The sequence below is a fragment of the Arthrobacter sp. JSM 101049 genome (genome assembly GCF_041679245.1).
Taxonomy (GTDB): domain Bacteria; phylum Actinomycetota; class Actinomycetes; order Actinomycetales; family Micrococcaceae; genus Arthrobacter_H.
Genome location: NZ_JBGFFC010000001.1, coordinates 662,384 through 685,818, shown reverse-complemented (window position 1 = coordinate 685,818; position 23,435 = coordinate 662,384). Strand labels below are relative to the sequence as shown.

The following is a 23,435-nucleotide window of genomic DNA, read 5'->3' as shown; positions in this document are numbered from 1 at the left end:
GACAAGAGTCTTGAAACCTGCTTGCAGTACCTGACCTTGCCACGTCAATCCGGCTTGGTTGCGCGTCCGGTCTGTTTGCTCTAATCAAAGGAAATCCATGGAACTCCAGCCTTTATTAGCTCTAGCGTTGGGGATAGTAGCGATCATCGTGATCGTCCTCCGAACCCGACTCGACGCATTCGTCGCCCTGCTGATCGCAGCGATTTTAACCGGTGTAGTCGCCGGGCAAGACCTGACAGGAATGGTGGACTCGATCGCCAAGGGGTTCGGCAACACCCTGGGCAGCATTGGGATAGTCATCGGCCTAGGGGTTGCTATTGGCAAGATCCTCGAAGTCTCCGGAGGCGCGGACGCAGTGGCGAAGACCTTCCTCAAGGCATTCGGCAAGGGCCGCGAAGAATGGGCAATGGCGAGTGTCGGATCATTGGTATCCATTCCCGTCTTCTGCGACTCGGGCTATGTCATCATGAATCCCCTCGCTCGTTCCATAGCCCGAGTTAAGCGCGGCGGCTACGTCGCATTGGCGCTGTCCCTCGGAGCAGGGATGACGTTGACCCACCACCTGGTGCCGCCAACCCCTGGACCTTTGGCAGCTACTGGCATCCTGGGTGCCGATTTGGGGCTGGTAATCGTTACGGGATTGGCTTTCACGGTCCTACTGCTTCCGGTTGTGGTTGTGTATGCCAAGTGGATCGGCCCGCTCTTGGAGGACCGGGTCGTCCCCGAGGTGAAGATTGCGCTTTTCGGCGAAGCGCGGGCTCAGCGGGCAGGCGGCACCCCCACTGCGACCTTGGAGAAGGGGAGCGAAGAGCGTGACATGGCTGAGGTCGAGACCTACGATCCCATTGCCGCTCTAGGAGAAGCCCCGGCGGGTGCCAAGCCCCACAAGGTTGGCCCATTCGTAGCCTCCCTACCCCTCGTCGTGCCGTTGCTGTTGATCGTGCTGAACACGGTGACCGCTGCCATCGACAAAGCCCAGCAGGGTGCCTTGTCCGGTGAGGACTACACGGCCAGCGACTGGGTTGTCCCCTTCGCCTTCTTCGGAAATCCCGTCGTCGCCCTGGTGATTGGAACGATTCTGGCGGTCTACGTCCTGCTGCCCCGGTGGACACCCCGCAATCGGGTTCACGGTTGGCTGTCCGAGGCAGCCGCCTCGGCCGGATTGATCCTGCTCATCACGGGCGCGGGCGGAGCCTTCGGCCAGGTTCTGCGTGACTCCGGCGTCGGTGACGCCCTTGCCGAGGCGATCGCGGCCACCGCCCTACCGGCCTTCCTGGTGCCATTCATCATTGCCACCGTGGTGCGTATAGCACAGGGGTCGGGGACAGTTGCAATGATTACCGCCGCCTCCGTATCGGCACCATTGGTTGCAAGCCTGGGACTTGCCCCACTCGTTGCGGTGCTCGCCTGCACGGCCGGTTCCATGGTCTTCAGCTACTTCAACGACTCCTACTTCTGGGTTGTCACCAGGTTCACCGGGCTTGAGGGTGTGGATGCGCTCAAGGGGTGGTCTGGAATAACGACCGCGATTTGGGCTGGTTCCATACCGTTGCTGATCATCTTGAACCTCATAGTCGGCTAACTGAGCGGACTCGGGTTGTGTTGGGTTAGTGGCAATCCGGAGGGCTGGTTCCAGTGCACAAGCACCAGAACCAGCCCTCGTCCGTTCCTGCGCCAGTGAGGCCGGTCGGTTATCGTTGCCAGTTCGCGTTCGATCGAGCGGCCCGTGGCCCTTCCGGGTGCTGAAGGGTATGCCCGGCTGCGCGGGCGCGCCGATCGGAGCCGGTCGGGCACCGTCGGCGTGGGCCGAAGGCGGCCGGGCCGGCCCGCCGGCCTCAGCTCCCGGAGGGCAGGTCCAGCAGGCGGACTCCGTTTTCCCACAGCACCGCACGCATCCAGTCGTCGCCGAGGCCGAGTCGGGCCAGGGACTCGAGTTGGTGCGCATAGGGATAGGGGATGTTCGGGAAGTCGGTGCCCAGGATGACGCGGTCCCGGAGGCCCGGAAGGCGGTCGATGTAGTCCCGGGGTATGGGGGCGAACTCGTTGGTGAAGTCGGTTCCGACCATGGTGGTATCGAGGTGGACGCCGGGGTAGTCGGGCACCAGGTCGGCGAAGGCATGGAATTCGGGCATTCCCATGTGGGCGATGACCAGCACCAGGTCTGGGTGTTTCCCCAGAACGCGGCGCACCGGATCCGGGCCGGTGAACTGCCCGCGAAGGGGTGCCGATCCCGCGTGGATGACAACCGGTGTCCGCGACTGCTCCAGTGCGGACCAGGCCTCGTCCAGCAACGGATCGTCGGGGGCGAAGCCCCCGACCTGGATGTGCAGCTTGAAGAGCCGTGTCCCGTCGTCGATCGCCTCGCGGACGTAGGCGGCCGCCCCCGGTTCCGGGTAGAACGTGGCACACCGCACGGCCCCCGGAACCCGGCGCGCGAAATCGCGGCTCCACGTGTTCAGCCACGTGGCCATCCCCGGCTTGTGTGCATAGGAGAGGGAGGGAATGGCCGCCAGGCCGAAGCCGCGCAGGCGGGCCAGCCTGGAGTCCTCATCTTCCCGGTAGTGGATCGGCCAGGGCCTGCCATAGTGCTGCTCTGCCTGGTCGAAATACGCCCAGACCTTGTCCATCATCTGCTGGGGCAGGAAGTGCACGTGGATGTCAGCGAGCCCCGGGATGCCGAGGGCGCGGAGGTAGCCGGGGATGTCGGCATCGGTGGCCGGGCCGGGAGTAGTTGTCAACGGAGCTCCTGTGGGACGTGCGTTCGTGGCCCGCCGTGTTGGAGCCGGCCGATACCCGCAGTCTAGGTGCTGGTCAGGGATCTGGTTTTGCGGGCTGGACGCCGGGCGGGGCAGCACGGCCCGGACACGATGAAGGCCCCAGCCTGGGGGAAGGCTGGGGCCCCTGTTTCATCACTCGCACCTTGATGAGGTACTTAAGACACTAGGGCGCGAAGCTTTGTGGAAGCTGTACACATGGTGGGCGTTTGCCCGATATCTGTTTCCTATGCCTGCCGGTGCCCGGGATCCATCTCGTACGGGCGCACCGCTTCGGGGTCCCGACCGCTCCAGATCTTGACGATGGCCCACCCCACGGCGGTCAACGGCACCGACAGCACGGCTCCGACGATCCCGCTGAGCACGGTGCCAATCGTCAGGGCCAACAGGATGACCAGCGCGTGCAGGTGCAGGGCCTGGCCCATGACGACCGGCTGCAGGAAGTTGCCTTCGAGCTGGTTCACCAGGACCACCACACCGAGCACGATCAGGGCCACCACGGGGCCGTTCGCCACCAGGGCCACCAGGGTGGCCAGGATGCCGGCGAAGGTCGCGCCCACGATCGGGATGAACGCGCTGATGAAGACGATGGCCGCCAGGGGCAGGGCCAGCGGGACATGCAGGATCCACAGGGCCACCCCGATGCCGGTGGCGTCGACCAGCGCGACGATCGCCGTTCCGCGGACGTAGCCGCCGAGCGTGGTCAAGGTGCGGTCCCCGGTGGCCTGCCATTGGGGTTCGTGGCTGGACGGGATCCAGGACAGGAAGAAGGCCCAGATCTTGTCGCCGTCCTTGAGGAAGAAGAACATGATGACCAGCAGCAACACCAGCCCGGTGAAGAAGCTGCTGGCGGCAGAGATCCCGGTGAGGGCCCCCGCGCCAAACTGCTTGCTGGTCAGGAAGTCGGTGACCGCCGTGACGCCCTCGTCGATCTGGCTTTGGCTGATCTGGAAGGGCAGGTCCTTTACCAGGCCCTGGAGTTGGTGGAAGCCCTGGACGGCCTGGTCGACGAGGCCGGGCCATTCGGCTCGCACAGCGAAGACGATCCCGGTTCCGACGCCCCCCAGGACGACGAAGGATCCAAGGAAGACCGTCCAGGCGGCGAGCAGGGGCGGCACGAAGCGGCGCATCCAGCTCACCAGCGGCCACAGGGCGCTGGTGAGGATCAGGGCAATGAGCAGCGGAAGCACGACCAGGCTCACCCGGGCCAGCCCGAAAATTGCCGCGCCGGCCAGGACCACGAGCAACAGGAGCTGACCGGCCCGGGTGGCACTGCGTCCCAGTGCGCTGGACCACAACAAGGACACCCTGTCCGCCGGGGCCACGCGGGAATCGGCGGGACCGAGGGCCTCCGCCCGGGCATTCCCCCCTGCGGAGGCCGCGGCGGCAGATGGGGCGGGACGGTGCCGGGCACGCCGGTGGAACGGTCGGAAAGTCATCGAAGCGCCTCAAACGTCATGGTCCCTACTCTAGGGTAGGGACCACGCGCGGTCGCGCTATTCCGCGATGTAGAACAGGCGCTTGTTGACGAACTCTTCCATGCCCAGCGGGCCGAGTTCGCGGCCGAAGCCCGAACGCTTGACGCCGCCGAAGGGCAGGTCGGCGCCTTCGCCGATGCCGTTGACGTTGGCCATGCCGACCTGCAGGCCCTGGGCGACCTTGCCGGCGCGTTCCGGGTCGGTACTGAAGACCGCCCCGCCGAGGCCGTACCGGGTGTCGTTGGCGAGCCTCAGCGCCTCCTCGTCCGAGGAGACCTTGTAGACGACGGCGACGGGCCCGAACAGTTCCTCGCGGTAGGCGCGCATGTCCTCGGTGATGCCGGAGAGCACCGCCGGGGAGTAGTACGCCGCCGGTCCCTCATGCAGGGTGCCGCCGGCGTGGAGGGTGGCCCCCTTGGACACGGCGTCCTGGACCTGCTCGTGCAGGGCCTCGGCGGCGGCGCGGGAGGACAACGGGCCGAAGGTGCCGTCGTCCTCGGTGGCCGGGTCGCCCGGGACCAGGCCGGTCGCCTGCTCGGTGAGGCCGGCGACGAACTCGTCGAAGATGTCCTCCATGACGATCATGCGCTTGTTCGAGTTGCAGGCCTGGCCGGTGTTCTCGATGCGGGTGGCCCATGCCAGTTCGGCGTCCTTCTGGACGTCGGCGGAGTCCAGGACCACGTAGGGGTCGGAGCCGCCGAGTTCCAGGACCGCCTTCTTCAGGTTTTGCCCCGCGAGCTGGCCGATGATGGCGCCGGCCCGTTCGGAGCCGGTGAGCGAGACGCCCTGGACGCGCGGGTCGGCGATGATGTCGGCGATTTGCTCGTGGGAGGCGAACAGGTTCACGTAGGCACCTGCCGGGACCCCGGCGTCGTCCATGATCTTCTGGATGGCCAGGGCGGAACGCGGGCAGGTCTCGGCGTGCTTGAGGATGATCGTGTTGCCCAGCATCAGGTTCGGGGCGGCGAAGCGGGCGACCTGGTAGTACGGGTAGTTCCAGGGCATGATGCCCAGCAGCGGGCCGACGGGCAGGCGCTGGACCATGGCGCGGCCGCCGCCGATGGCCTTGATCTCCTGGTCGGCGGCCAGCGTGGGGCCCTCGTCGGCGAAGTAGTTGAAGATGTCGGTGCAGAATTCCGCTTCGCCCTTGGACTCCGAGAACGGCTTGCCCATCTCCTCGGTGATCGTCGCGGCCAGCTCGTCGGCGCGTTCGGTGAACAGCTCGGCGACGCGCTTGACGATGGGGGCGCGTTCGGTGATGGGCAGCGCGCCCCAGGACTCGTAGGCGGACTGCGCTGCGGCCAGGGCCTCGCCGACCTGCGCGTCGGTGGCGGTATCGAAGGTCTCGACGACCTCGCCCGTGGCGGGGTTCAGCACGCGGTAGCCGGGCTGGTTGGACTGCTGGGCGGTGGTGGACACTGCCTGACTCCTTGTCGTTGAAACTCGGGGGCGCCCTCGGTGGAGCGGCGCACCAATCCATCATGTCCCGGATGGGCGGGTTTGTGAATCGGGTCACTGCATCTGCACATTTTGGCCGCACGCCAGCAGTGCAGGGGACCGGAACCGGCCCCCAGCTCTCCAGGTACGACGACGGGACCCGGGGCGGCTGCCCCGGGTCCCGTCGCGGGGGATCGCCTAGGAGTCGGAGAAGGTGCGCCAGAGATCCACGCTGTCCCCGGTTCCGGAGGTGATCCCGTCAATCAGCTCGAGTTCCTTGGCGGTGAACGAAGTGTTGCCCGCCGCGGCCAGGTTCTCGTCGAGCTGCCGCGTGGAGGAGGCCCCGACGAGCACGGAGGTGACCCCGCCCTCGCGCAGCAGCCAGGCGATGGCCAGCTGGGCCAGGGACTGGCCGCGCTGCTCGGCCAGTTTCGCCAGTTCGCGGGCCTTGCCCAGGTTCTCCTCGGTCAATCCGGCCAGCGAGGAGCGGCCGCCGGAGGGGACCGCGTTCTTGTCGTCGAGATACTTGCCGGTCAGCAGGCCCTGGGCCAGCGGGGTGAAGGCAATCGAGCCCATGCCCGCCTCGGACAGGGTGTCCAGCAGCCCGTCCTCGACCCAGCGGTTGAGCATCGAGTAGGAGGGCTGGTGGATGACCAGCGGGGTGCCGAGCTCGTCGGCGACCTTCTTCGCCGCCGTCGTGCGTTCGGGGGAGTAGGAGGAGATCCCGACGTAGAGCGCCTTGCCCTGGCGCACCAGCGTGTCCAGCGCGCCCACCGTCTCCTCGATGGGCGTCGCGGGGTCGGGGCGGTGCGAGTAGAAGATGTCGACGTAATCCAGCCCCAGCCGCTGCAGGGACTCCTCGGCGGAGGCGATCAGGTACTTGCGCGAGGCCCAGTTGCCGTACGGGCCGGGCCACATGTCGTAGCCGGCCTTGGACGAGATGACCAGTTCGTTGCGGTACGCCTTGAAGTCGGTGCGCAGCATCCGCCCGAAGTTCTCCTCGGCGGAGCCATAGGGCGGGCCGTAGTTGTTGGCCAGGTCGAAGTGGGTGATGCCGTGGTCGAAGGCGTGGCGCAGGACCTCGCGCTGGGTGTCGAACGGGCGGTTGTCCCCGAAGTTCCACCACAACCCCAGGCTCAGCGGCGGCAGCAACAGGCCGGAGGTGCCGACCCGGCGGTAGCCGAGGGTGTCGTACCGGTCCTCGGCGGCGGTGTAGGGACGGTGGCCTTCAGCGGCGCGGTCGAAGTGGATGTCCTGGGCCAAGGCGGGGCTCCTCACGGGATGACGGGTGGGTTCAGCCCCATGCTACGCGGTGGCGGCCAGCACGTCCCGGGCCAGCCGGTGGCCCACCAGCGGGCCCATGGTCAGCCCGGCCGGGCCGAACCCCGCGTTGGCCCACACGCCGGGTGCCAGCTGCCGGGCGATTGGCAGGGCCTTCGGGCTCATCGGCCGGATGCCGACCCGGGTCTCCAGCACGGTGGCCTCTGCCAGACCCGGCGCCAGGTCCAACACGCCGTCGTAGAGCTTGCGCTGGCCGGCCGGCGTGCGGCGCACGTCGACGCCCGATCCGTCCTCGCGGGTGGCCCCGAAGACGACGCGCGAACCGCCGAACGAGACCATGTAGACGTCGGAGAGCGGATGGACGCTGGGCCAGTCGTCAGTGGCGTGCCCGTCGGCGCGCAGGTGCAGGATCTGCCCCCGTTGGGGCACGACGCCGGTGCCCACTCCCAGCGGGGCCAGGACCTGGTCGGTCCATACCCCGGCGGCGACGACCACGGCATCCGGCGCTAGGGTGCGCTCGGCGGCGAGAACGGTGGGGGCACCGGAGGACGTGGTGGGCGGTGCCAGCCGGGCGGTGGCCTCGATGGCCTCGGCCCCGCAGGCGGCCGCCGCGCGCAGGAGGCCCTCGCGCAGGGAGCGCCCGTCCACCCGGGCGCCGCCGGACAGGTGCAGGCCGAAGAGCCCGGGGCGCAGGGGCGGGAACAGTGCGCGGGCCTCATCGGTGTCGACGCGGCGCAGGGTCCCGGCCACCGCGGAAGCGGAGATGCGTGCGGAGAGGCGCTCCGCCGTCGTGCGCAGGAGTTCGGCGTCATCGTTGACGATCAGTCCGCCGGTGACGCGGTAGTCGACGTCCCCGACGCCAACCGCCGCCAGCTCTTCGAGCAGCCGCGGGTAGTATTCGGCGCCGGCCGCGTAGAGGTCGTAGAAGGAACCGGTGCCGCGCGAGGAGGCCCAGGGCATGATGATGCCGGCTCCGGCGGGGGTGGCGGATCCGTCCAGCCGGGCGTCGACGATGTCCACGCGGGCGCCGGAGCGGGCCAGGGCGAAGGCGGTGGAGGCGCCGGCGACGCCGGAACCGATGACGACGATGTGCGGGGAAGTGGGGGCTGCCATGGACCTCAGGCTACTGCGGGCGTCTGCCGGGCGGCGACCCGGGGCCGGGATCTGGACGCGGTCCTGGACCGGCCGCTTAACGGGTGAAGCACCGGCCATAGCGGACAAGGAGGCGACAAACCGCTATAACCGGTGCTTCTGATCACTCGCACCTTTGAGAAGGTTCCACCAGCCTAACCAGCGATCCTTGGAGCCACCTGTGCGTCCGGTGTCAGCTCCGTGGGAGTCGGCGGGGACCGGTCGAGGGGCTGGTCCGGAGGCTGGCCGGGGATCAGTAGTTCGACGGCGGATCGGAGGCGGGGAAAGACTCCTCCTCCCACTCGTCGACCCGCTCGTCGTCGTGGTCGTGCTGGGCCCGGGTGGCCTTCGCGGCGTCGGTCTCGGTGTCCTCGGGGTCGACGGCTTCGCCTGCGTCGGGTTGCGCGAACGGGTTCTCGCTCATGGGGTCCTCCCTCGTTGATGCTCCTGGGACTTGATGCTCCTATGACCCCAGTCTCGCCCCGAACCGCGGGCCTGTCGAGGGCACGACCGTCGCAGGCGGCGGACGCGGCTTAGCGAGACGAGCACCGGCTGGTCGATAGTTGGGGGGAATCATCGATCATCCAGCCGGTGCTCTCATCACTCGCACCTTCATGAGGTACTTAAGTACTCTAGCGCCGGAAGCTTGGCGTTTGCTGAAAGCGGTCGCCGGATGCCGGGCCCGGAGACCTGTGCCGGCGCCGGAGCGGTGGGCCGCGTCGGCGGTACCCTGATCCCATGGCCGAAACACGCAACGCCCTGGACGGGACGACCATCTCCTACGACATCTCCGGGGCGGGCCCCGCCGTCGTCCTGCTGCATGGTTCGGCCCTCTCGCGGGCGATCTGGCGCGGCCTGGGCTACGTGAAGGCGCTGGACGGGTTCACCGTGGTGCGGATCGACCTGCGCGGCCACGGCCGCAGTGCCAAGCCGCGCGAGAGCACGGCGTATGCGATGGACCTGCTGGTGGCCGACGTCGTCGCGGTGCTCGACGCCGCGGACCTGGCCCGTGCCGCCGTCGTCGGGTACTCGTTCGGTGCACGGGTCGGCTTCTCGCTGGCGGCGACGAGCCCGGAGCGGGTGGAGAAGCTCGTGACCCTCGGCGGGACGTTCCGCCCGCAGTCCGGGCAGGTCGCGAAGGTGTTCTTCGACGGCTACCTCGACGCCCTGCGCACCGGCGGCATGCAGGCCTTCGTCGACGGGCAGCGGCTGGACCCGCAGACCCGGGCCGCGTTCATGGCCAACGACGCCGAGGCGCTGGTGGCCTACTTCGAGCGGACGGAGGTCGAACCCGGGCTCGACGAATCGGTGCTGCCGGAGCTGGACCTGCCGGCCCTGCTGCTGGCCGGCACCCGCGACCGCGAACGCTACCTCGACTCCCGGCGGGCCGCCGAGCTGATGCCCGACGCCCGTTTCGTGCCCCTGGAAGGCCGGACCCACGGCTCGACCCTGTTCCCGCCGGACGAGGTGCTGGACGAGTTGCTGCCGTTCCTGCGCGGCTGAGCGTCCCGCGGCGACACGCCGGCTACTTGTTGAAGGCCGAGACGCCGGTGATCGAGCGCCCGATGATCAGCGCCTGGACGGTCTCCGTGCCCTCGTAGGTGTGCACGGCCTCGATGTCCGCCAGGTGACGCGCCACGCGGTTCTTGAGCAGGATGCCGTTGCCGCCGAGCAGATCGCGGGCGTTGGAGGCGATCTGCCGGGCGGTGCGCGTGCAGGTGTACTTCGCCAGCGAGGCCTGCACGGGGGAGAGCTCGCCGCGCTCCTCGCGATGGGTCATCTGCATGACCATCAGCTGCATGGTCGCCAGCTCCGAGTGCATGCGGGCCAGCCGCTCCTGAACCACCTGCGCGGAGGCCAGGGTCCGGCCGAACTGGGTGCGCTGGGAGGCGTACTGCACGGCCGACTCGTAGCAGGCCACGGCGTGGCCGACGGCGGACCACGCCACGCCGAGCCGGGTGGCGAAGAGGACCTTGGAGGTGTCCTTGAACGAGTTCGCGCCGGGCATCACATGCGAGTCGGGGACGAAGACGTTCTCCATCCGGATGTGGGCCTGCCAGATGGCCCGCAGGCTGAGCTTGCCCGGAATCGTGGTGCCGGTGTAGCCCTCCCACTCCTGCTGGACGATGAACCCGCGGATGCTGCCCTCGTCGTCGCGGGCCCAGACCACGGTGATGCCGCCGGTGGAGCCGTTGCCGATCCACTTCTTCTCGCCGTTGAGCACGTACCCGCCGTCGACGCGGGTCGCCCGGGTCTCCAGCGACACCGAATCCGAGCCGTGGGTGGGTTCGGTCAGCGCGAAGGCGCCCAGGACCTCGGCGCGGGCCAGCGGGGGGACCCACCGGGCGATCTGCTCCTCGGAGCCGCAGTAGGCGATCGAGCGCAACGCCAGGCCGGCCTGCACGGCGCCGATGGTGCCCACCGAGCCGTCGGCGCGCGAGAGCTCCATGTTGACCAGCCCGGCGGCCAGGGTGCTCATGGCCGGGTAGCCCTCGACGTCGATGCCGTCGCGCAGCAGGTCCAGCTCGCCCAGCCGCGTGGCCAGCTGGAAGGGGTAGTCGGAGCGGTCCCAGTAATCGTCGATGACCGGGCGCACCTCCTCGAGCCCGAAGCGGCGGGCACGGTCCCAGTAGGCGCGGTCCGCGGCCGGGATGGCGTCCTCGCCGAACAGGCCCGCCGGGTCGACGTCGACCTCGCCCCAGAGCTCGTACTCCGGTTCGACGACGCCCAGCGGAAACTCGGCCAGTGGGGATCCGGCCGGGGCGGAGCCGTCCACCGGGGAATCGGTCGCGGGGGTGGTCTGCGGAGTGCTCACGGGATGTCCTTCGGTTCGGCTCGGCCGGGCAGGCGGGCGCCGGCGGTCCTGGGGTGGTTCCCCCTAGCATCGCTGAAACCGAGTTCCACGTCAAGACACCCAGTGTCAGGCGGGGTGGTCCTGCCCTTCGAGCGCCTCGCGGACAGCGGCGAGGACCTCGTCGGTCCCGGCGCCGGACGTGGAGACCGTGACGACGACGGCGGGGCCCGGCTGGGCTGCCCCGGGAGCCGGTCCTGCGGCGGTCCCCTCCAGCCGTGGATGGTGCAGGGCCGCCAGCGTGGCCAGTTCCGCGGCGAGCCGGGTCCGCAGGCCGTCGTCCTGGGCGGTCAGCCAGCTCCGCAGGAACGCGTTGTGCACCGCGACGACGGAGGCAGCATAGGCCGTGATGGCCAGGTTGGGCGCATCCAGGCCGGGCTCGACCCCGAGGGCGGCGCGCATCCCGTGCCGGAAGGCCCGTTCGTAGCGGTGGGTGCTGACCAGTTCGCGGTCACGCAGGGCGGGGACCTCGCGCAGCAGCCGGAAGCGCAGCAGGGACGCCCCGCGGCGCCCGAGGTGGTGGTCGAAGACGGCCAGCGCCGCAGCGGCCACCCGGTCCTCCAGCCCGCGGCCCGGCGCGGCCAGGATGGCGTGCACCGCCTCGATGACCCCGTCCATGTCGGCGAATACCATGTCCTCCTTGGAGCCGTACCGGCGGAAGAACGTGCTGCGGCTCATCCCGAGGACCTCGGCGAGCTGGTCCACGCTGGTGGCGTCGAAGCCCCGCTCGACGAGCAGCCGCAGGGCGGTTTCGGGCACGGCGACTGGCTGGTCCATGCCGGTGAATCTAGCACGGGACGGACCCGGCGACGGGGCTGGCCCGGCCGTGGAGCGGGCCCAGCTGCGGAGGGGTCTCAGCCGCGGGGCGGGGTGGACGCGCTCGGGCGCCGGAAGAACAAGCAGACCAGGGCGGCGAACACGGCGACCAGGCCCGGCAGCAGCAGCGACTGGCCCAACGCCGTGGAGAAGGCCCCGTGCAGGAATTCCGGGATCGCCTGGCCCATGGTGGCCTCGGATCCGGCCCCAGCGGCGGCTCCCGCGTCACCGGAGTGCGGCATCGTCGCCAGCACCGCGGTGGATTCGACGCTGATGCGGGCCTCCATGAGGAAGGCGATCAGTGCCGATCCCAGGACCGCCCCGACCTGGCGGGTGGTGTTGTAGACCCCGGAGCCGGCGCCGGCGTCGGCCTGACCCAGATCGCGGGTGGCGGTCAGCGAGACGGAGGGCCAGATGCCGGCGCTGCCGATGCCCATCACCACCGGCGGGAGCAGCAGGACCCAGAACGGCACGTCGGGGGTCAGCAGCAGCCCGTAGGCGACGATCCCGCCGCCGAAGAGCAGGAACCCGGGCACGGCCAGCAGCTTGGGGTCGATCTTGTTGGTCATCCGCCCGGCGAAGGGCGCCAGCACGCCGGACACCACGGCCATCGGCGCGATCATCAGGGCCGACATCGTGGGCGACATCCCGCGGACGGACTGCAGGTAGAGGATCATCGGGAAGCTCATCGCCGTGATCGTCAGGCCCATCGCGGTGATGGCCACGTTGGCCAGCGAGAAGTTCGCGTTGCGGAACAGGCCCAGCGGCAGCAGCGGCTCGCGCCGGTTGAAATGCTGCCAGACGACGAACGCCACCAGCACGACGACCCCGGCGATGATCAGGGACCAGACGGTGATGGGTCCGGCAATGGTGCCCCAGTCGTAGGTGTTGGCCTCCTGGATGCCGAAGACGATCAGGAACATGGCCACCGCGGAGAGCGCCACGCCCAGCCAGTCGAAGCTGTGGCTGTGCCGGGGCAGCTGCGGGACCTTGACCCAGACCCGCCACATGGCCAGCAGGCCCACGGGGACGTTGACGAAGAAGATCCATTCCCAGCCCAGCGTGTCCACCAGCACGCCGCCGAGGATCGGTCCGGCCAGCGTCGCGACGCCGGCGACCGCGCCCCAGACGCCCATGGCGGCCCCGCGCCGCTGCGCGGGGAACATGCGGGTGATGAACGTCATCGTCTGCGGGGTCATCATGGCCGCGCCCAGGCCCTGGGCCACCCGGGCGGCAATGAGCATCCCGATGGTCGGGGAGAGCCCGCACCACAACGACGAAGCCGTGAACAGGGCCAACCCGATGAGGTAGAGGTTCTTCGGCCCGAACCGGTCGCCGAGGCGCCCGGTAACCAGCAGCGGCACGGCGAACGCCAGCAGGTAGGCGCTGTTGACCCAGATGACCCCGTTGATCCCGGTGTCCAGCCCGCGCATGATCGCCGGCATCGCGGTGGAGACGATCGTGGAGTCCACCAGGATCATGAAGAACCCGATGACCAGGGCCCACAGGGCGGTCCAGGCGGCGCGGTCGTCCGGGGCGGTTTTCGGGGAGGTCTGTGCGTTGGTCACCGGTAGAGACTACTCTCCGCCCGGCCGCTTGGGACCTCCGGCAACCGGTGATCTGGGCGACACCGCGCCCCTCGCTCAGCCGACGCGGACCGTGCCCTCGATGCAGGTGGTGACCTGCCCGGAGACCCAGATGCCGCCGTCGTGCCCGGAGAGCCCGACGTGCCCGGCCCGGCCCAGCCGGGTCCCCTGGCGCACGGTGTACGACGACGGGGCCAGGCCCGCGGGGATCATCCACTGGGCGATGCCCGCGTTCAGGCTCCCCGTCACCGGGTCCTCGGGCAGTCCCTCCCCGGGGCAGAAGGCGCGGACCTCGAAGTCGGCCGGCACCCCCGCCACGGCGGTCTCGAAGACCGCCGCGTCGTCGGCCGGGCGCAGCGGCTCCAGCTCGGCTCGGGTGCCCTTGGGCCGGTGCTCGTTGCGGCGGGCATAGGAACCGGCGGCCACGCCAGGGGCCAGGTGCGGGCCGACCACCCCGATCTCGAGCCCCTCCAGGGCGGCGAAGTCCGGCTCCAGGGCCAGCACGGCATCGGCGTCGCGCAGCACCAGCACCGCCCACTGCGGGCCGTTGGCCACCCACTGGTGGTCCACGACGTCGTCCCGGCCCAGACCGAGCCCCGCCAGCGCCCAGCCCAGGACGTCCTCCTCCAGCGGTCCGGTGCGCTGCAGGGGCGGGGCACGGAAGCCCAGCCGCCGTCCGCCGTCCTCCCGCGGGCCGGTACGCACCTCGATGAGCCCGGCACCGCATTCCTGCACGATGACCCCGGGCCGGCTCGGGCGCCCGCCGGCCTCGAGCCAGGCGTGCGCCGTGCCCAGGGTGGGGTGCCCGGCGAAGGGCAGCTCCGTCGTCGTGGTGAAGATCCGCACCCGGTAGTCCGCGGCCGGGTCGGTGGGCGGGAGCACGAACGTGGTCTCGGCCAGGTTCGTCCAGTTCGCGAAGCGGAGCATCTCCGCCTCGTCCAGCCCGTCGGCCTCGAGGACGACGGCGAGCGCGTTGCCCAGGTAGGGGGTGGCGGTGAAGACGTCGACCTGGCGGAACGGGCGAAGGGTCATGGCGCCATCGTGGCACACCGGACCCGGCGGGGGAGGCCCCCGCCGGGTTCATGACGTGATGGTTACCGGCCGATTGGCATCACCACCGGTGGGCGACGTCGATGACCAGGCGCGAGCCGGTCCCCGGGCCGTCGAGGATGAAGGTGCGGAACGGCAGCCGGGCGCGCACGCCGAGCCCGAACGAGGTCTGGCCCTCGAAGCTGCCCAGGTAGGCCACCTGCCGGAAGGTCCGGTAGCCGGAGACGTCCACCGCATGGGTGCGGCTGGACGGGCGGTAGGTCGCGTGCCCCGACGAGTCGTAGGCCGGGGCCCGGACGACGATGCGCAGATCGGCGGCACCGGAGAGCGGGACGCGCCGGCCCTGGCCCTCGGTGTACACGGCGTTGACGTAGCGCACGTCGTAGCCGCGGACCTGCCCGCGCAGGTCGATCACGATCCTGTCGTAGCAGGTGTGTTGCCCGGTGCGGACCCCGGTGACCCGGGCGCTGGACATCGCGGAGGCGGAATCGGCCAGCGATCCCCACCGGATGCCGCAGTACGGCGCGGGGGCCGCGACCGCCGGTGCTGCCGGGGCCAGCCCCAACCCCGCGACCAGCAGGGCGCTTGCCAGGCCCGCTTTCAGTGTCTTCATGTTCTGTTCACTCCCAAGGATGGTGCGTTGGCTGATGCCCCCATGATGTGCCTGCCCGCCGTGTGCGGCAACAGTTATTCACGATGGTGCATAAACGTGATGAACGCACCATCCCGTGCCCCGGAACGCATCGATTTCGGGGGCGTTGTGGTGAAGCATTGGCCACTGCCGGGCCCGGTCGCGCGCCCCGGGTTACGATCCGGAACCATCCGCCGGAAACCGTCCGCTGGGGTGAGGCGGCATCATCCCGCGGTAGGACATGGCCGCGCCGGATTCAGCTCCGGGGTGCATCCGCCGCGGGTGCAGTGCACGGAAGACTGGAACCATGCCAGAGAAGCCCACGCACCCCGCACCCCCGCACGCCCACCCGCATGCCGACCACCACCCTTTCGCCACAGGCGCCACCGACCCTGCTGCCCCGGACCCCGCAGCGCCCCGGCCCATCCTCGCCGCCCGCGGCCTGGTCCGCGCCTTCGGGACCACCCTCGCCCTGGATTCTCTGGGGCTGGACATCCAGCGCGGCGAATCGCTGGCCATCATGGGCCCCTCCGGATCGGGCAAGTCCACCCTGCTGCACACCCTGGCCGGCATCGAGCGGCCCGACGCCGGATCGGTCCTCTTTACCGACCCCGAGACCCCCGCCGCACCGGTGGAGATCACCGCACTGGGCGAATCCGCCCGCTCCAGGCTGCGCCGCGGCAGCTTCGGGTTCGTCTTCCAGTCGGGCCTGCTCATCCCCGAGCTCACCGCCATCGAGAACGTGGCCATGGCGCTGATGATCAACGGCATGCCCCGCTCGGCGGCCCTGCCCCGCGCCGCCGAATGGCTCCAGGCCCTCGGCCTGGCCGGGATGGAGGAACGCCGGATCGGCCAGCTCTCCGGCGGTCAGGCCCAACGCGTGGCCATCGCCCGAGCCCAGGTCACCGGCGCCACCGTCACCTTCGCCGACGAACCCACCGGCGCCCTGGATTCGGCCACCTCCGACGAGGTCCTGGCCATCCTGCTCGGGGCCACCGTGGGACGGGGCAACACCCTGGTCATGGTCACGCACGACCCCGACGTCGCCGCCCGCTGCCACCGCGTCATCCACCTGCTCGACGGCAGGATCCAGCACGACGCCGGTGCCTCCTCCCGGCCCGGCACCGGCGCCGGGGCGGGCCAGGGAGGCCGGTCATGAGGGCGTTCTCGCTGGCGTGGCTGCTGGGCCGGCCCACCCGCGGCCGGAGGGCGCCCCAGCTGCTGACGGCCACCGCCTACGCCCTGACCACCGCGCTGCTGCTGCTCGTGGCCGCCGGGGGCCTGTCCTTCAGGACCGTGCAGGACGAGCTGACCGGGATGTACCTGATCCTGGCCGGCATCGCCGTGGTCCTGCTGGTGGTCCCGCTGGCCGTCCTCGGTGCCGCCGCCGCCCGGCTCTCCGCCCGCTCGCACGACGAGCGCTTGGCCACCGTGCGCCTGCTCGGCGGGACCCCGGCCCTGGCCGGCGCGGTCACCGTGATCGACTCCGCGGCGCTGGCGCTGGTGGGCGCGGCCGGCGGCATCGTGCTGTACCTGGCCTCCGCGCCGGTGGTCGGCCTGCTGCACTTCCGCGGACGGGCCATCGGGTCCGGCATGTTCATGCACCCCGGGATCGTCGCGGCCCTGGCGCTCGCCGTCGTCGTGATCGGAGTGGTTTCGGCCGTGGTGGGCCTGCGCCGGCTGAACGTCTCGCCGCTGGGCGTGCGCCTGCGCACCGTGGCACCCACGGCGCGGTGGATCCGCGCGGTGATCGCCGCCGTCGTCATCGTCCTGGCCTTCAGCGCGTTGCAGGGGCTCTCCGCCTTCCGGGACCTGGCCGTGATGATCGCGGTGATGCTCGGTGCATTCGCCGCGGTGCTGGCCGTGCTCAATGTCGTCGGCCCCTGGGTGGTCCGCGTGCTGGCGGGGCGCTCGCTGCGCCGGGCCGAGACGCCCGAGCGGCTGCTGGCGGCCCGGATAATCCTTGAGGCCCCGCAGGCCGCCTGGCGGCAGGTTTCCGGCGTGACCATGACCAGCTTCGTCGCCGTGTTCGGGGGAGCCGGGGCCGCCATGATGAGGGCCTCGGCCTCCGGGCGAACCGATCCGCAGGAGCTGGCCCTGGTCGGCGACGTGCTCACCGGGGTGCTGGTGACCATCGCGGCCTCGTTCCTGGGGGTGTGCTGCTCGGCAGTCATCAACCAATGCGCGCTGACGCTGGACCGCCGGGACCTGTATTCGAACCTGGACCGGCTGGGGATGGATCCGGCCACGATGGACCGCGCCCGGGTGCGCTCGGTCATGGGACCGCTGCTGTGGGTGTCCCTGGGGTCGGCCCTGGTGGCCGGGGTCCTGCTGCTGCCGTTGGTCGGCATCGCCATGATCGCCTCCCCGCTGACGGTCCTGGTCGTCGCGGCGACGCTGGCCGCCGGGATCCTGGCCGTCCGGGGCGCGCTGGCGCTGGTCGGTTCGCGCACGGTGCTGCGCACGGCGTAGCCGTCCGGGCAGCCAGGGGACGGCGGGGCCGGGCGGGCGAGGGATCCGCCCGGACCCGTCGGGCGAAACGCAACTTCGCGTCATGTGACATGAATAACATCAAGACCGATGATCGTTATCTACTCAGGGTAGGCTAAGTTAATCGAGGAACCCGACCTGCCGGCCTGCTGGCCATCATCACTCGAAGGAACCCCATGTCTTCCCTGAAACTGCGCCTCGGCGTTCTGCTGGGCGCCTCCGCCCTGGCCCTGACCGCCTGCGGCACCTCGACCGCCGCCACCGACGCCGGCGTGCCGACCATCAACGTCGAGGACAACAACGGAACCCAGAAGGTGCCGGCGAGCCCGGTGTCGGTCGTCGCGACGGACAACCGGACCTTCGAGACCCTCTCGGACTGGGGGGTGCAGCTCAGCGCAGCGGCCGTGTCCCTGATGCCCCCGACCATCGACTACACCCAGGACGCCTCCATCGTGGACCTGGGCACGCACCGCGAACCGGATCTGGAATCCGTCGTGGCCGCCCAGCCCGACCTGATCGTCAACGGCCAGCGCTTCGCCCAGTTCCACGAGGACTTCGCCCGCCTCGTGCCCGATGCCACCATCCTGGAACTCGATCCGCGCGACGGCCAGCCCCTCGACGCCGAGCTGAAGCGCCAGACCACCATCCTCGGCGAGGTCTTCGGCAAGCAGGACGAGGCCGCGCAGCTCAATGCCGACCTCGATGCAGCCATCGAGCGCGCCCGGGACGCCTACGACCAGAACGAGAAGGTCATGGCCGTCATCACCTCCGGCGGCGAAATCGGCTACGTCGCCCCCTCCAACGGGCGCACCCTCGGCCCGGTGTTCGACATCCTCGGCCTGACCCCCGCCCTGGAGATCGACGACGCCACCGAGGACCACCAGGGCGACGACATCTCCGTGGAGGCCATCGCCTCCTCGAACCCGGACTGGATCCTGGCCATGGACCGGGACGCAGCCGTCGCCGCCGACGACGCCTCCTACGAGCCGGCCAACGAACTGCTGGATTCCTCTCCGGCCCTGGACGACGTCACCGCCGTACGGGAGGACAACGTGGTCTACATGCCGACGGACACCTACACCAACGAGGGCATCCAGACCTACACCGAATTCTTCAACTCCTTCGCCGACGCCCTCGAGGGCTAAGGCCAGGACCGCACGATGACCGCCACCCCCGCCACGAACCGACGCGTCGCGTCGAAGGGACGGCTCTTCGAACCGCGCCTGCTCATCGGCATCGGCGTCGTCGGCGCCCTGCTGGTGTTCTCCCTGTTCACCGGCGTGTACGACATCTTCGGCGGCGAGCAGGGGGCCGAGATGTTCGGCATCACCCGCATCCCGCGCACGATCGCATTGGTCCTGGCGGGGGCGGCCATGGCGATGTCCGGCCTGGTGATGCAGCTGTTGACGCAGAACCGCTTCGTCGAACCCACGACGACCGGCACCACCGAATGGGCGGGACTGGGTCTGCTGGCGGTCATGATCGTCAACCCCGGCGCGGGCATCACCGCCAAGATGATCGGCGCCGTAGTGGCCGCCTTCATCGGCACGATGGTCTTCTTCCTGTTCCTGCGCAGGGTCTCGCTCAAGGCCTCCCTGACGGTCCCGATCGTGGGCATCATGCTGGGCGCCGTCGTCGGGGCCGTGTCCACGTTCCTCGCCCTGCAAACCGGCATGCTCCAAAGCCTGGGCATCTGGTTCGCCGGCAGCTTCACCTCAGTCCTGCGCGGGCAATACGAGGTGCTGTGGATCGTCGCCCTGGTGGGGATCGCCGTGTTCCTGGTGGCCGACCGCTTCACCGTGGCCGGACTGGGGGAGGAGGTCGCCACCAACGTGGGGCTGAACTACAACCAGGTCGTCCTGCTCGGCACCGGGCTGATCGCCATCGCGACGGGCATCGTCACCGTCGTGGTGGGGAACCTGCCCTTCCTCGGGCTCATCGTGCCCAACATCGTCTCGATGTTCCGCGGCGACGACCTGCGCGGGAATCTGCCGTGGGTGTGCCTGCTGGGCATCGGGATCGTGACACTCTGCGACCTGATCGGACGCACGATCATCATGCCCTTCGAGGTGCCCGTCTCGTTGATCCTCGGGATCGTCGGGGCCGTGGTCTTCATCGGGCTCCTGCTCAGGCAGCGCCGCCATGCTTAGGACCGCCACCCCACCGGCGCCCGCCGGCCCCCGCACCCGCTCCACCGCACGCACCTCGGGCCCGCTGCCCACGGCCCGCTCGCGCCGGCGCTACCTGATCGTCCTGGGCGTTCTCCTCGTCCTGGCCCTCGGCTTCGGTTACGGCCTGCTGGCTTGGGACAACCCGATGCCGCCGGGAACCGCAGGATTCTGGCGGATCGCCGAACTGCGCGGCACGAGCGTGCTGGTCATGCTCGTCGTCGCCTTCTGCCAGGCCATGGCCACGGTCAGCTTCCAAACCGTGACGAACAACCGCATCATCACCCCCTCCATCATGGGCTTCGAATCCCTCTACATCGCCGTGCAGACGGCCGCTGTCTTCTTCCTGGGTGCCGCCGGGGTGACCGCCGTGCAGGGCCTGCCGCAATTCATGCTGCAAGTCCTGGTCATGGTCGGCCTGTCGCTGGCGCTCTACGGCTGGCTGCTCTCGGGCAAGTACGGGAACCTGCAGGTCATGCTGCTCATCGGCATCGTCCTGGGCGGCGGGCTCGGCGCGGTGTCCACCTTCATGCAGCGGCTGCTGTCGCCCAGCGAGTTCGACATCCTCACCGCCCGGCTGTTCGGCTCCGTCGCCAACGCCGAGGCGTCCTACCTGCCGGTCGCCATCCCGCTGTGCGTGGTCGCCGGTGGGCTGCTCTGGGCGAATTCCCGCCGGCTCGACGTCGTGGCCCTGGGGCGGGACGCCACCACAAACCTCGGGTTGGACCACCGTGCCCAGGTCATGCGCACGCTGTTCCTGGTCTCGGTGCTGATGGCCACCTCGACGGCGCTGGTCGGCCCGATGACCTTCCTGGGCTTCCTGGTGGCCACCCTGGCCTACCAGCTGGCCGACACCCATGACCACCGCCTGGTCTTCCCCGTCGCGGTGCTCATCGGGTTCGTCGTCCTGGCGGGGTCCTACTTCATCGTGAAGAACGTGTTCTACGCCCAGGGCGTCGTCTCCATCATCATCGAGGTCGTCGGCGGCTCGCTCTTCCTGTACTTCATCCTGCGAAAGGGGCGCCTGTGATCACGCTCAACGAGGTCCGCAAGAGCTACGGCAGCGACGTCGAGATCGGCCCGGTCAGCTTCGAGATCCCGACCGGAGGCATCACGGCGCTCGTCGGGCCGAACGGCGCCGGGAAGTCCACGCTGCTGACCATGATCGGCAGGCTGCTCGGCCTCGACGCCGGGGCCATCGAGGTGGCCGGGTTCGACGTCGCGAGCACCTCGTCGAAGGACCTGGCCAAGATCGTGTCGATCCTGCGCCAGGAAAACCACTTCACCGCCCGCCTGACCGTGCGCCAGCTGGTCGGATTCGGCCGCTTCCCGCATTCGAAGGGCCGGCTGACCACCGTCGACGAGGAGGTCATCTCCCGGTCGATCGACTTCCTGAACCTGGGCGACCTCGAGGGCCGGTACCTGGACCAGCTCTCCGGGGGGCAGCGCCAGCGCGCCTACGTGGCCATGGTGCTGGCCCAGGACACCGCACACGTCCTGCTGGACGAGCCGCTGAACAACCTGGACATGCGCCATTCGGTCCAGATGATGCAGCACCTGCGCCGTGCGGCCGAGGACCTGGGCCGCACGATCGTCGTCGTCATCCACGACATCAACTTTGCCGGGCACTACGCCGACCACATTTGCGCCGTGAAGGACGGCCGGGTCGTCGAGTTCGGCACTCCGGAGCAGATCATGACCGACGAGGTGCTGACCCGCGTCTTCGACACCCCCGTGCAGGTCATCGAGGGGCCCCAGGGCCCCTTGGCCGTCTACTACTGACGGGCCGGCCAGGCCACTCCGTCGGGAACTCCGCCAACCGGTCAGCGGCCGCGCTGGGCGACGCGGGCGACGATGGCGTCCGGGGCGATGCGGGCCAGGAACGAGATGACCTTGTATTTCGTGCTGGGGATCGAGACCGAGCGCCCGGCCATGGCGTCGGTGAGTCCGCTGCGCACGACCTCCTCGGCCTCGAGCCAGGACCAGGACGGAATCGACTTCTTGTCGATCTTCATCCGGTCGTGGAACTCGGTGTGCGTGAACCCGGGGCACACGGCCGTCACCGAGATGCCGCGGTCGCGGTAGAAGACATTGGCCCAGCGGCTGAAGTTCACCAGGAAGGCCTTGGCGGCCGAATAGGTCCCGCGCGGCGTGAAGGCCGCGACGGAGGCGACGTTGATGATCCGGCCGCCGCCGATGCCCGCCATCGTGCGCAATGCCGCGTGGGAGAGGATCAACGGGGTGCGGATGTGGATCCCGAGGTGCGTCAGCTCGTCGGCGAGGTCGTTGTCGGCGAAGTTCCCGGCCAGGCCGTAGCCGGCGTTGTTCACCAGCATGGTGACGGGTTGGTTGGAGTCGGCGAGCCGGTTGGCGACCACTTGCACCCCGGACTCGTTGACCAGATCGGCGCTGATGGTCTGGACCTGGACGGCATACCGGGCGCGCAACGTCTCCGCCGTGGCGTCCAGCCGGGCCTGGTCGCGGGCGACCAGCACCAGGGAATAGCCCTGGGCCGCCAGTTGGCGGGCGAATTCAGCACCCAGGCCGGCCGTGGCGCCGGTGATGAGCGCGGTGTAGGACGGCTGGGCGGAATAGTGCGTCTCGGGATGCTGCGTGGAGCTGGCCATGAGTTGACTGTAGCGGCGAGCGCGGGACAGTCCAAGGAGGCCGCACGGGCGAGACGAAATCGTCACCGGCTGGCAATAGGGCAGTGGAACTTTGCGTAATGCAGCGCCCTAAGGTTAGCCTAACGAGAGAGCGTTTTCCGGGGCGATCCCGGACCGGATCGAAAGGGGCGACAGCATGGAAACACCCCGCCGTGCCCACCCCGCGGCGTCACGTGCCGCACGGCGCTGACGTGCTCCTCCCCTCTCTCCTACGGGGTCCCCGTCGTCCCGAACAGGTAGTCCAGCTGCGCAGCCACCGAGTGCTCGGCCGCCCCGCGGACCGCGGGATCGACATCGGCATAGACCAGGTCGGCCACCGCGGCGGCTGCCAGGGCAACCGTTCCGCCGCCGAGCCGGCCCACGGCCTCGCGGACCTGGTCCAGCCGTTGCAGCCGGTGTGCCGTGTACTGCTCGACGACGGTTCCCAGGTGGGGATGCCCCGGACCATGGGCCGGGAGCATCGCGGCGCGACCGAAACCGGACAGGACGTCGAGGCTGGCCAGGTAGTCGCCCAGCGTCCCGTCCGGGAAATCCAGGATCGTGGTCCCGCGCCCGAGCAGCGTGTCCCCGGTGAGGACGGCACCGTGATGGCCGTCGTCGGGCAGCAGGAAGCACACCGAATCCGAGGTGTGCCCCGGCGTGGCCAGCACCTGGATCGCCACCCCTGCGGCCGTGAAGGCCTCCCCGTCGACCAGCGGCGGAGCCTGTCGGCAGTGTTCGGGCAGCACCGCACGGACCGGGGCGCCGGTCAGTTCATGCAGTCGGTCGATCCCCTCGGTATGGTCCGCGTGCCGGTGCGTGACGAGGACGAGCTCGACGCGCCCCTGGGCGGCCAGCGACTGCAAGTGCCCCTCATCGGCCGGTCCGGGATCGACCACCACGACCGACCCGGCGTCGGGGCCGCGCAGGATGTAGGAATTCGTGCCGTCCAGCGTCATGGGGCCGGGGTTCGGGGCCGTGATCATGGCCGCGCAGGAAGACATGGGCAGGACGGGAGCGGGTGTCGGGTCGGGCATGCCGCCAGTCTAGGGCAGCAGCCGCACCGCGTCCCCGGAAAGCACCCGCCCGTCGGCTCC

21 protein-coding genes are annotated in these 23,435 nt (G+C 69.7%); 8 read left to right on the top strand and 13 right to left on the bottom strand.

Features of this window, described 5'->3' with window-relative positions:
- Positions 1-97: 97 nt before the first annotated feature.
- On the top strand, positions 98-1,582 hold the full coding sequence (locus tag AB8M85_RS03240; RefSeq protein WP_372697318.1) for a GntP family permease: 1,485 nt from the start codon (positions 98-100) through the stop codon (positions 1,580-1,582).
- A gap of 253 nt (positions 1,583-1,835) precedes the next feature.
- On the opposite strand, the gene AB8M85_RS03235 is transcribed toward AB8M85_RS03240, so the two are convergent.
- The 6 genes from AB8M85_RS03235 to AB8M85_RS03210 all read right to left on the bottom strand — a co-directional run bounded on the left by AB8M85_RS03235 (position 1,836) and on the right by AB8M85_RS03210 (position 8,525).
- Positions 1,836-2,738 (bottom strand): amidohydrolase family protein, encoded by a 903-nt coding sequence (locus AB8M85_RS03235; RefSeq protein WP_372697317.1) that lies wholly within the window; start codon positions 2,736-2,738, stop codon positions 1,836-1,838.
- A 263-nt stretch (positions 2,739-3,001) separates the two neighbouring features.
- Positions 3,002-4,081 carry an AI-2E family transporter gene (locus AB8M85_RS03230; protein WP_372697708.1) on the bottom strand — a complete coding sequence of 360 codons (1,080 nt, stop codon included), beginning with the start codon at positions 4,079-4,081 and terminating at the stop codon, positions 3,002-3,004.
- Between the two features lie 189 nt (positions 4,082-4,270).
- A complete protein-coding gene (locus tag AB8M85_RS03225) occupies positions 4,271-5,671 on the bottom strand; it encodes an NAD-dependent succinate-semialdehyde dehydrogenase (RefSeq protein WP_372697316.1) in 1,401 nt (466 codons plus the stop codon).
- Between the two features lie 216 nt (positions 5,672-5,887).
- Entirely contained in the window at positions 5,888-6,952 is a 1,065-nt protein-coding gene (locus AB8M85_RS03220) for an aldo/keto reductase (RefSeq protein ID WP_372697315.1), read from the bottom strand.
- 42 nt (positions 6,953-6,994) lie between these two features.
- The gene (locus AB8M85_RS03215; RefSeq protein WP_372697314.1) at positions 6,995-8,083 is read right to left on the bottom strand and encodes an NAD(P)/FAD-dependent oxidoreductase; all 1,089 of its coding nucleotides are present in this window, start codon (positions 8,081-8,083) and stop codon (positions 6,995-6,997) included.
- A gap of 271 nt (positions 8,084-8,354) precedes the next feature.
- Positions 8,355-8,525 (bottom strand): hypothetical protein, encoded by a 171-nt coding sequence (locus AB8M85_RS03210; protein ID WP_372697313.1) that lies wholly within the window; start codon positions 8,523-8,525, stop codon positions 8,355-8,357.
- 314 nt (positions 8,526-8,839) lie between these two features.
- Between AB8M85_RS03210 and AB8M85_RS03205 the strand changes: the two genes are divergently transcribed.
- Positions 8,840-9,604: an alpha/beta fold hydrolase gene (locus tag AB8M85_RS03205; RefSeq protein ID WP_372697312.1), complete on the top strand. Its 765-nt coding sequence runs from the start codon at positions 8,840-8,842 to the stop codon at positions 9,602-9,604.
- Between the two features lie 22 nt (positions 9,605-9,626).
- On the opposite strand, the gene AB8M85_RS03200 is transcribed toward AB8M85_RS03205, so the two are convergent.
- From AB8M85_RS03200 to AB8M85_RS03180, 5 genes are all read right to left on the bottom strand, one after another.
- The gene (locus tag AB8M85_RS03200; RefSeq protein WP_372697707.1) at positions 9,627-10,877 is read right to left on the bottom strand and encodes an acyl-CoA dehydrogenase family protein; all 1,251 of its coding nucleotides are present in this window, start codon (positions 10,875-10,877) and stop codon (positions 9,627-9,629) included.
- Positions 10,878-11,021: 144 nt separating this feature from the next.
- Positions 11,022-11,729 carry a TetR/AcrR family transcriptional regulator gene (locus AB8M85_RS03195; RefSeq protein ID WP_372697311.1) on the bottom strand — a complete coding sequence of 236 codons (708 nt, stop codon included), beginning with the start codon at positions 11,727-11,729 and terminating at the stop codon, positions 11,022-11,024.
- A 77-nt stretch (positions 11,730-11,806) separates the two neighbouring features.
- The gene (locus AB8M85_RS03190) at positions 11,807-13,249 is read right to left on the bottom strand and encodes a DHA2 family efflux MFS transporter permease subunit (protein ID WP_372697706.1); all 1,443 of its coding nucleotides are present in this window, start codon (positions 13,247-13,249) and stop codon (positions 11,807-11,809) included.
- Between the two features lie 162 nt (positions 13,250-13,411).
- On the bottom strand, positions 13,412-14,386 hold the full coding sequence (locus tag AB8M85_RS03185; protein WP_372697310.1) for a PhzF family phenazine biosynthesis protein: 975 nt from the start codon (positions 14,384-14,386) through the stop codon (positions 13,412-13,414).
- Positions 14,387-14,465: 79 nt separating this feature from the next.
- A complete protein-coding gene (locus AB8M85_RS03180) occupies positions 14,466-15,017 on the bottom strand; it encodes a hypothetical protein (protein ID WP_372697309.1) in 552 nt (183 codons plus the stop codon).
- Between the two features lie 325 nt (positions 15,018-15,342).
- Between AB8M85_RS03180 and AB8M85_RS03175 the strand changes: the two genes are divergently transcribed.
- The 6 genes from AB8M85_RS03175 (at position 15,343) to AB8M85_RS03150 (ending at position 21,475) form a co-directional block, all read left to right on the top strand.
- Complete coding sequence (locus AB8M85_RS03175; protein WP_372697308.1) at positions 15,343-16,194, top strand: ABC transporter ATP-binding protein; 852 nt, start codon at positions 15,343-15,345, stop codon at positions 16,192-16,194.
- Positions 16,191-17,507, top strand: coding sequence for a permease (locus AB8M85_RS03170; RefSeq protein ID WP_372697307.1), 1,317 nt, complete (start codon positions 16,191-16,193; stop codon positions 17,505-17,507). Before AB8M85_RS03175 ends, AB8M85_RS03170 begins: the two co-directional genes overlap by 4 nt.
- A 194-nt stretch (positions 17,508-17,701) precedes the next feature.
- On the top strand, positions 17,702-18,670 hold the full coding sequence (locus AB8M85_RS03165) for a siderophore ABC transporter substrate-binding protein (RefSeq protein ID WP_372697306.1): 969 nt from the start codon (positions 17,702-17,704) through the stop codon (positions 18,668-18,670).
- 15 nt (positions 18,671-18,685) lie between these two features.
- Positions 18,686-19,675, top strand: a complete 990-nt coding sequence (locus tag AB8M85_RS03160) for an ABC transporter permease (RefSeq protein WP_372697305.1) — start codon at positions 18,686-18,688, stop codon at positions 19,673-19,675.
- A complete protein-coding gene (locus AB8M85_RS03155) occupies positions 19,668-20,723 on the top strand; it encodes an iron chelate uptake ABC transporter family permease subunit (protein WP_372697304.1) in 1,056 nt (351 codons plus the stop codon). Before AB8M85_RS03160 ends, AB8M85_RS03155 begins: the two co-directional genes overlap by 8 nt.
- Positions 20,720-21,475 (top strand): ABC transporter ATP-binding protein, encoded by a 756-nt coding sequence (locus tag AB8M85_RS03150; RefSeq protein ID WP_372697303.1) that lies wholly within the window; start codon positions 20,720-20,722, stop codon positions 21,473-21,475. Before AB8M85_RS03155 ends, AB8M85_RS03150 begins: the two co-directional genes overlap by 4 nt.
- Positions 21,476-21,516: 41 nt before the next feature.
- Here the strand turns inward: AB8M85_RS03150 and AB8M85_RS03145 are convergent, their stop codons facing one another.
- Together AB8M85_RS03145 and AB8M85_RS03140 are read right to left on the bottom strand one after the other, a co-directional pair.
- Positions 21,517-22,320 (bottom strand): SDR family NAD(P)-dependent oxidoreductase, encoded by an 804-nt coding sequence (locus AB8M85_RS03145; RefSeq protein WP_372697302.1) that lies wholly within the window; start codon positions 22,318-22,320, stop codon positions 21,517-21,519.
- Between the two features lie 248 nt (positions 22,321-22,568).
- The gene (locus AB8M85_RS03140; protein WP_372697301.1) at positions 22,569-23,375 is read right to left on the bottom strand and encodes an MBL fold metallo-hydrolase; all 807 of its coding nucleotides are present in this window, start codon (positions 23,373-23,375) and stop codon (positions 22,569-22,571) included.
- Positions 23,376-23,435: the final 60 nt, after the last annotated feature.

What these genes read in the sequence shown, in the direction of transcription:
- AB8M85_RS03180 (WP_372697309.1), bottom strand. Translation starts at nt 15,017, where the DNA reads ATGAAGACACTGAAAGCGGGCCTGGCAAGCGCCCTGCTGGTCGCGGGG.
- AB8M85_RS03205 (WP_372697312.1), top strand. Translation starts at nt 8,840, where the DNA reads ATGGCCGAAACACGCAACGCCCTGGACGGGACGACCATCTCCTACGAC.
- AB8M85_RS03155 (WP_372697304.1), top strand. Translation starts at nt 19,668, where the DNA reads ATGCTTAGGACCGCCACCCCACCGGCGCCCGCCGGCCCCCGCACCCGC.
- AB8M85_RS03240 (WP_372697318.1), top strand. Translation starts at nt 98, where the DNA reads ATGGAACTCCAGCCTTTATTAGCTCTAGCGTTGGGGATAGTAGCGATC.
- AB8M85_RS03185 (WP_372697310.1), bottom strand. Translation starts at nt 14,386, where the DNA reads ATGACCCTTCGCCCGTTCCGCCAGGTCGACGTCTTCACCGCCACCCCC.
- AB8M85_RS03215 (WP_372697314.1), bottom strand. Translation starts at nt 8,083, where the DNA reads ATGGCAGCCCCCACTTCCCCGCACATCGTCGTCATCGGTTCCGGCGTC.
- AB8M85_RS03160 (WP_372697305.1), top strand. Translation starts at nt 18,686, where the DNA reads ATGACCGCCACCCCCGCCACGAACCGACGCGTCGCGTCGAAGGGACGG.
- AB8M85_RS03140 (WP_372697301.1), bottom strand. Translation starts at nt 23,375, where the DNA reads ATGCCCGACCCGACACCCGCTCCCGTCCTGCCCATGTCTTCCTGCGCG.
- AB8M85_RS03175 (WP_372697308.1), top strand. Translation starts at nt 15,343, where the DNA reads ATGCCAGAGAAGCCCACGCACCCCGCACCCCCGCACGCCCACCCGCAT.
- AB8M85_RS03165 (WP_372697306.1), top strand. Translation starts at nt 17,702, where the DNA reads ATGTCTTCCCTGAAACTGCGCCTCGGCGTTCTGCTGGGCGCCTCCGCC.
- AB8M85_RS03210 (WP_372697313.1), bottom strand. Translation starts at nt 8,525, where the DNA reads ATGAGCGAGAACCCGTTCGCGCAACCCGACGCAGGCGAAGCCGTCGAC.
- AB8M85_RS03170 (WP_372697307.1), top strand. Translation starts at nt 16,191, where the DNA reads ATGAGGGCGTTCTCGCTGGCGTGGCTGCTGGGCCGGCCCACCCGCGGC.
- AB8M85_RS03190 (WP_372697706.1), bottom strand. Translation starts at nt 13,249, where the DNA reads ATGATCCTGGTGGACTCCACGATCGTCTCCACCGCGATGCCGGCGATC.
- AB8M85_RS03145 (WP_372697302.1), bottom strand. Translation starts at nt 22,320, where the DNA reads ATGGCCAGCTCCACGCAGCATCCCGAGACGCACTATTCCGCCCAGCCG.
- AB8M85_RS03195 (WP_372697311.1), bottom strand. Translation starts at nt 11,729, where the DNA reads ATGGACCAGCCAGTCGCCGTGCCCGAAACCGCCCTGCGGCTGCTCGTC.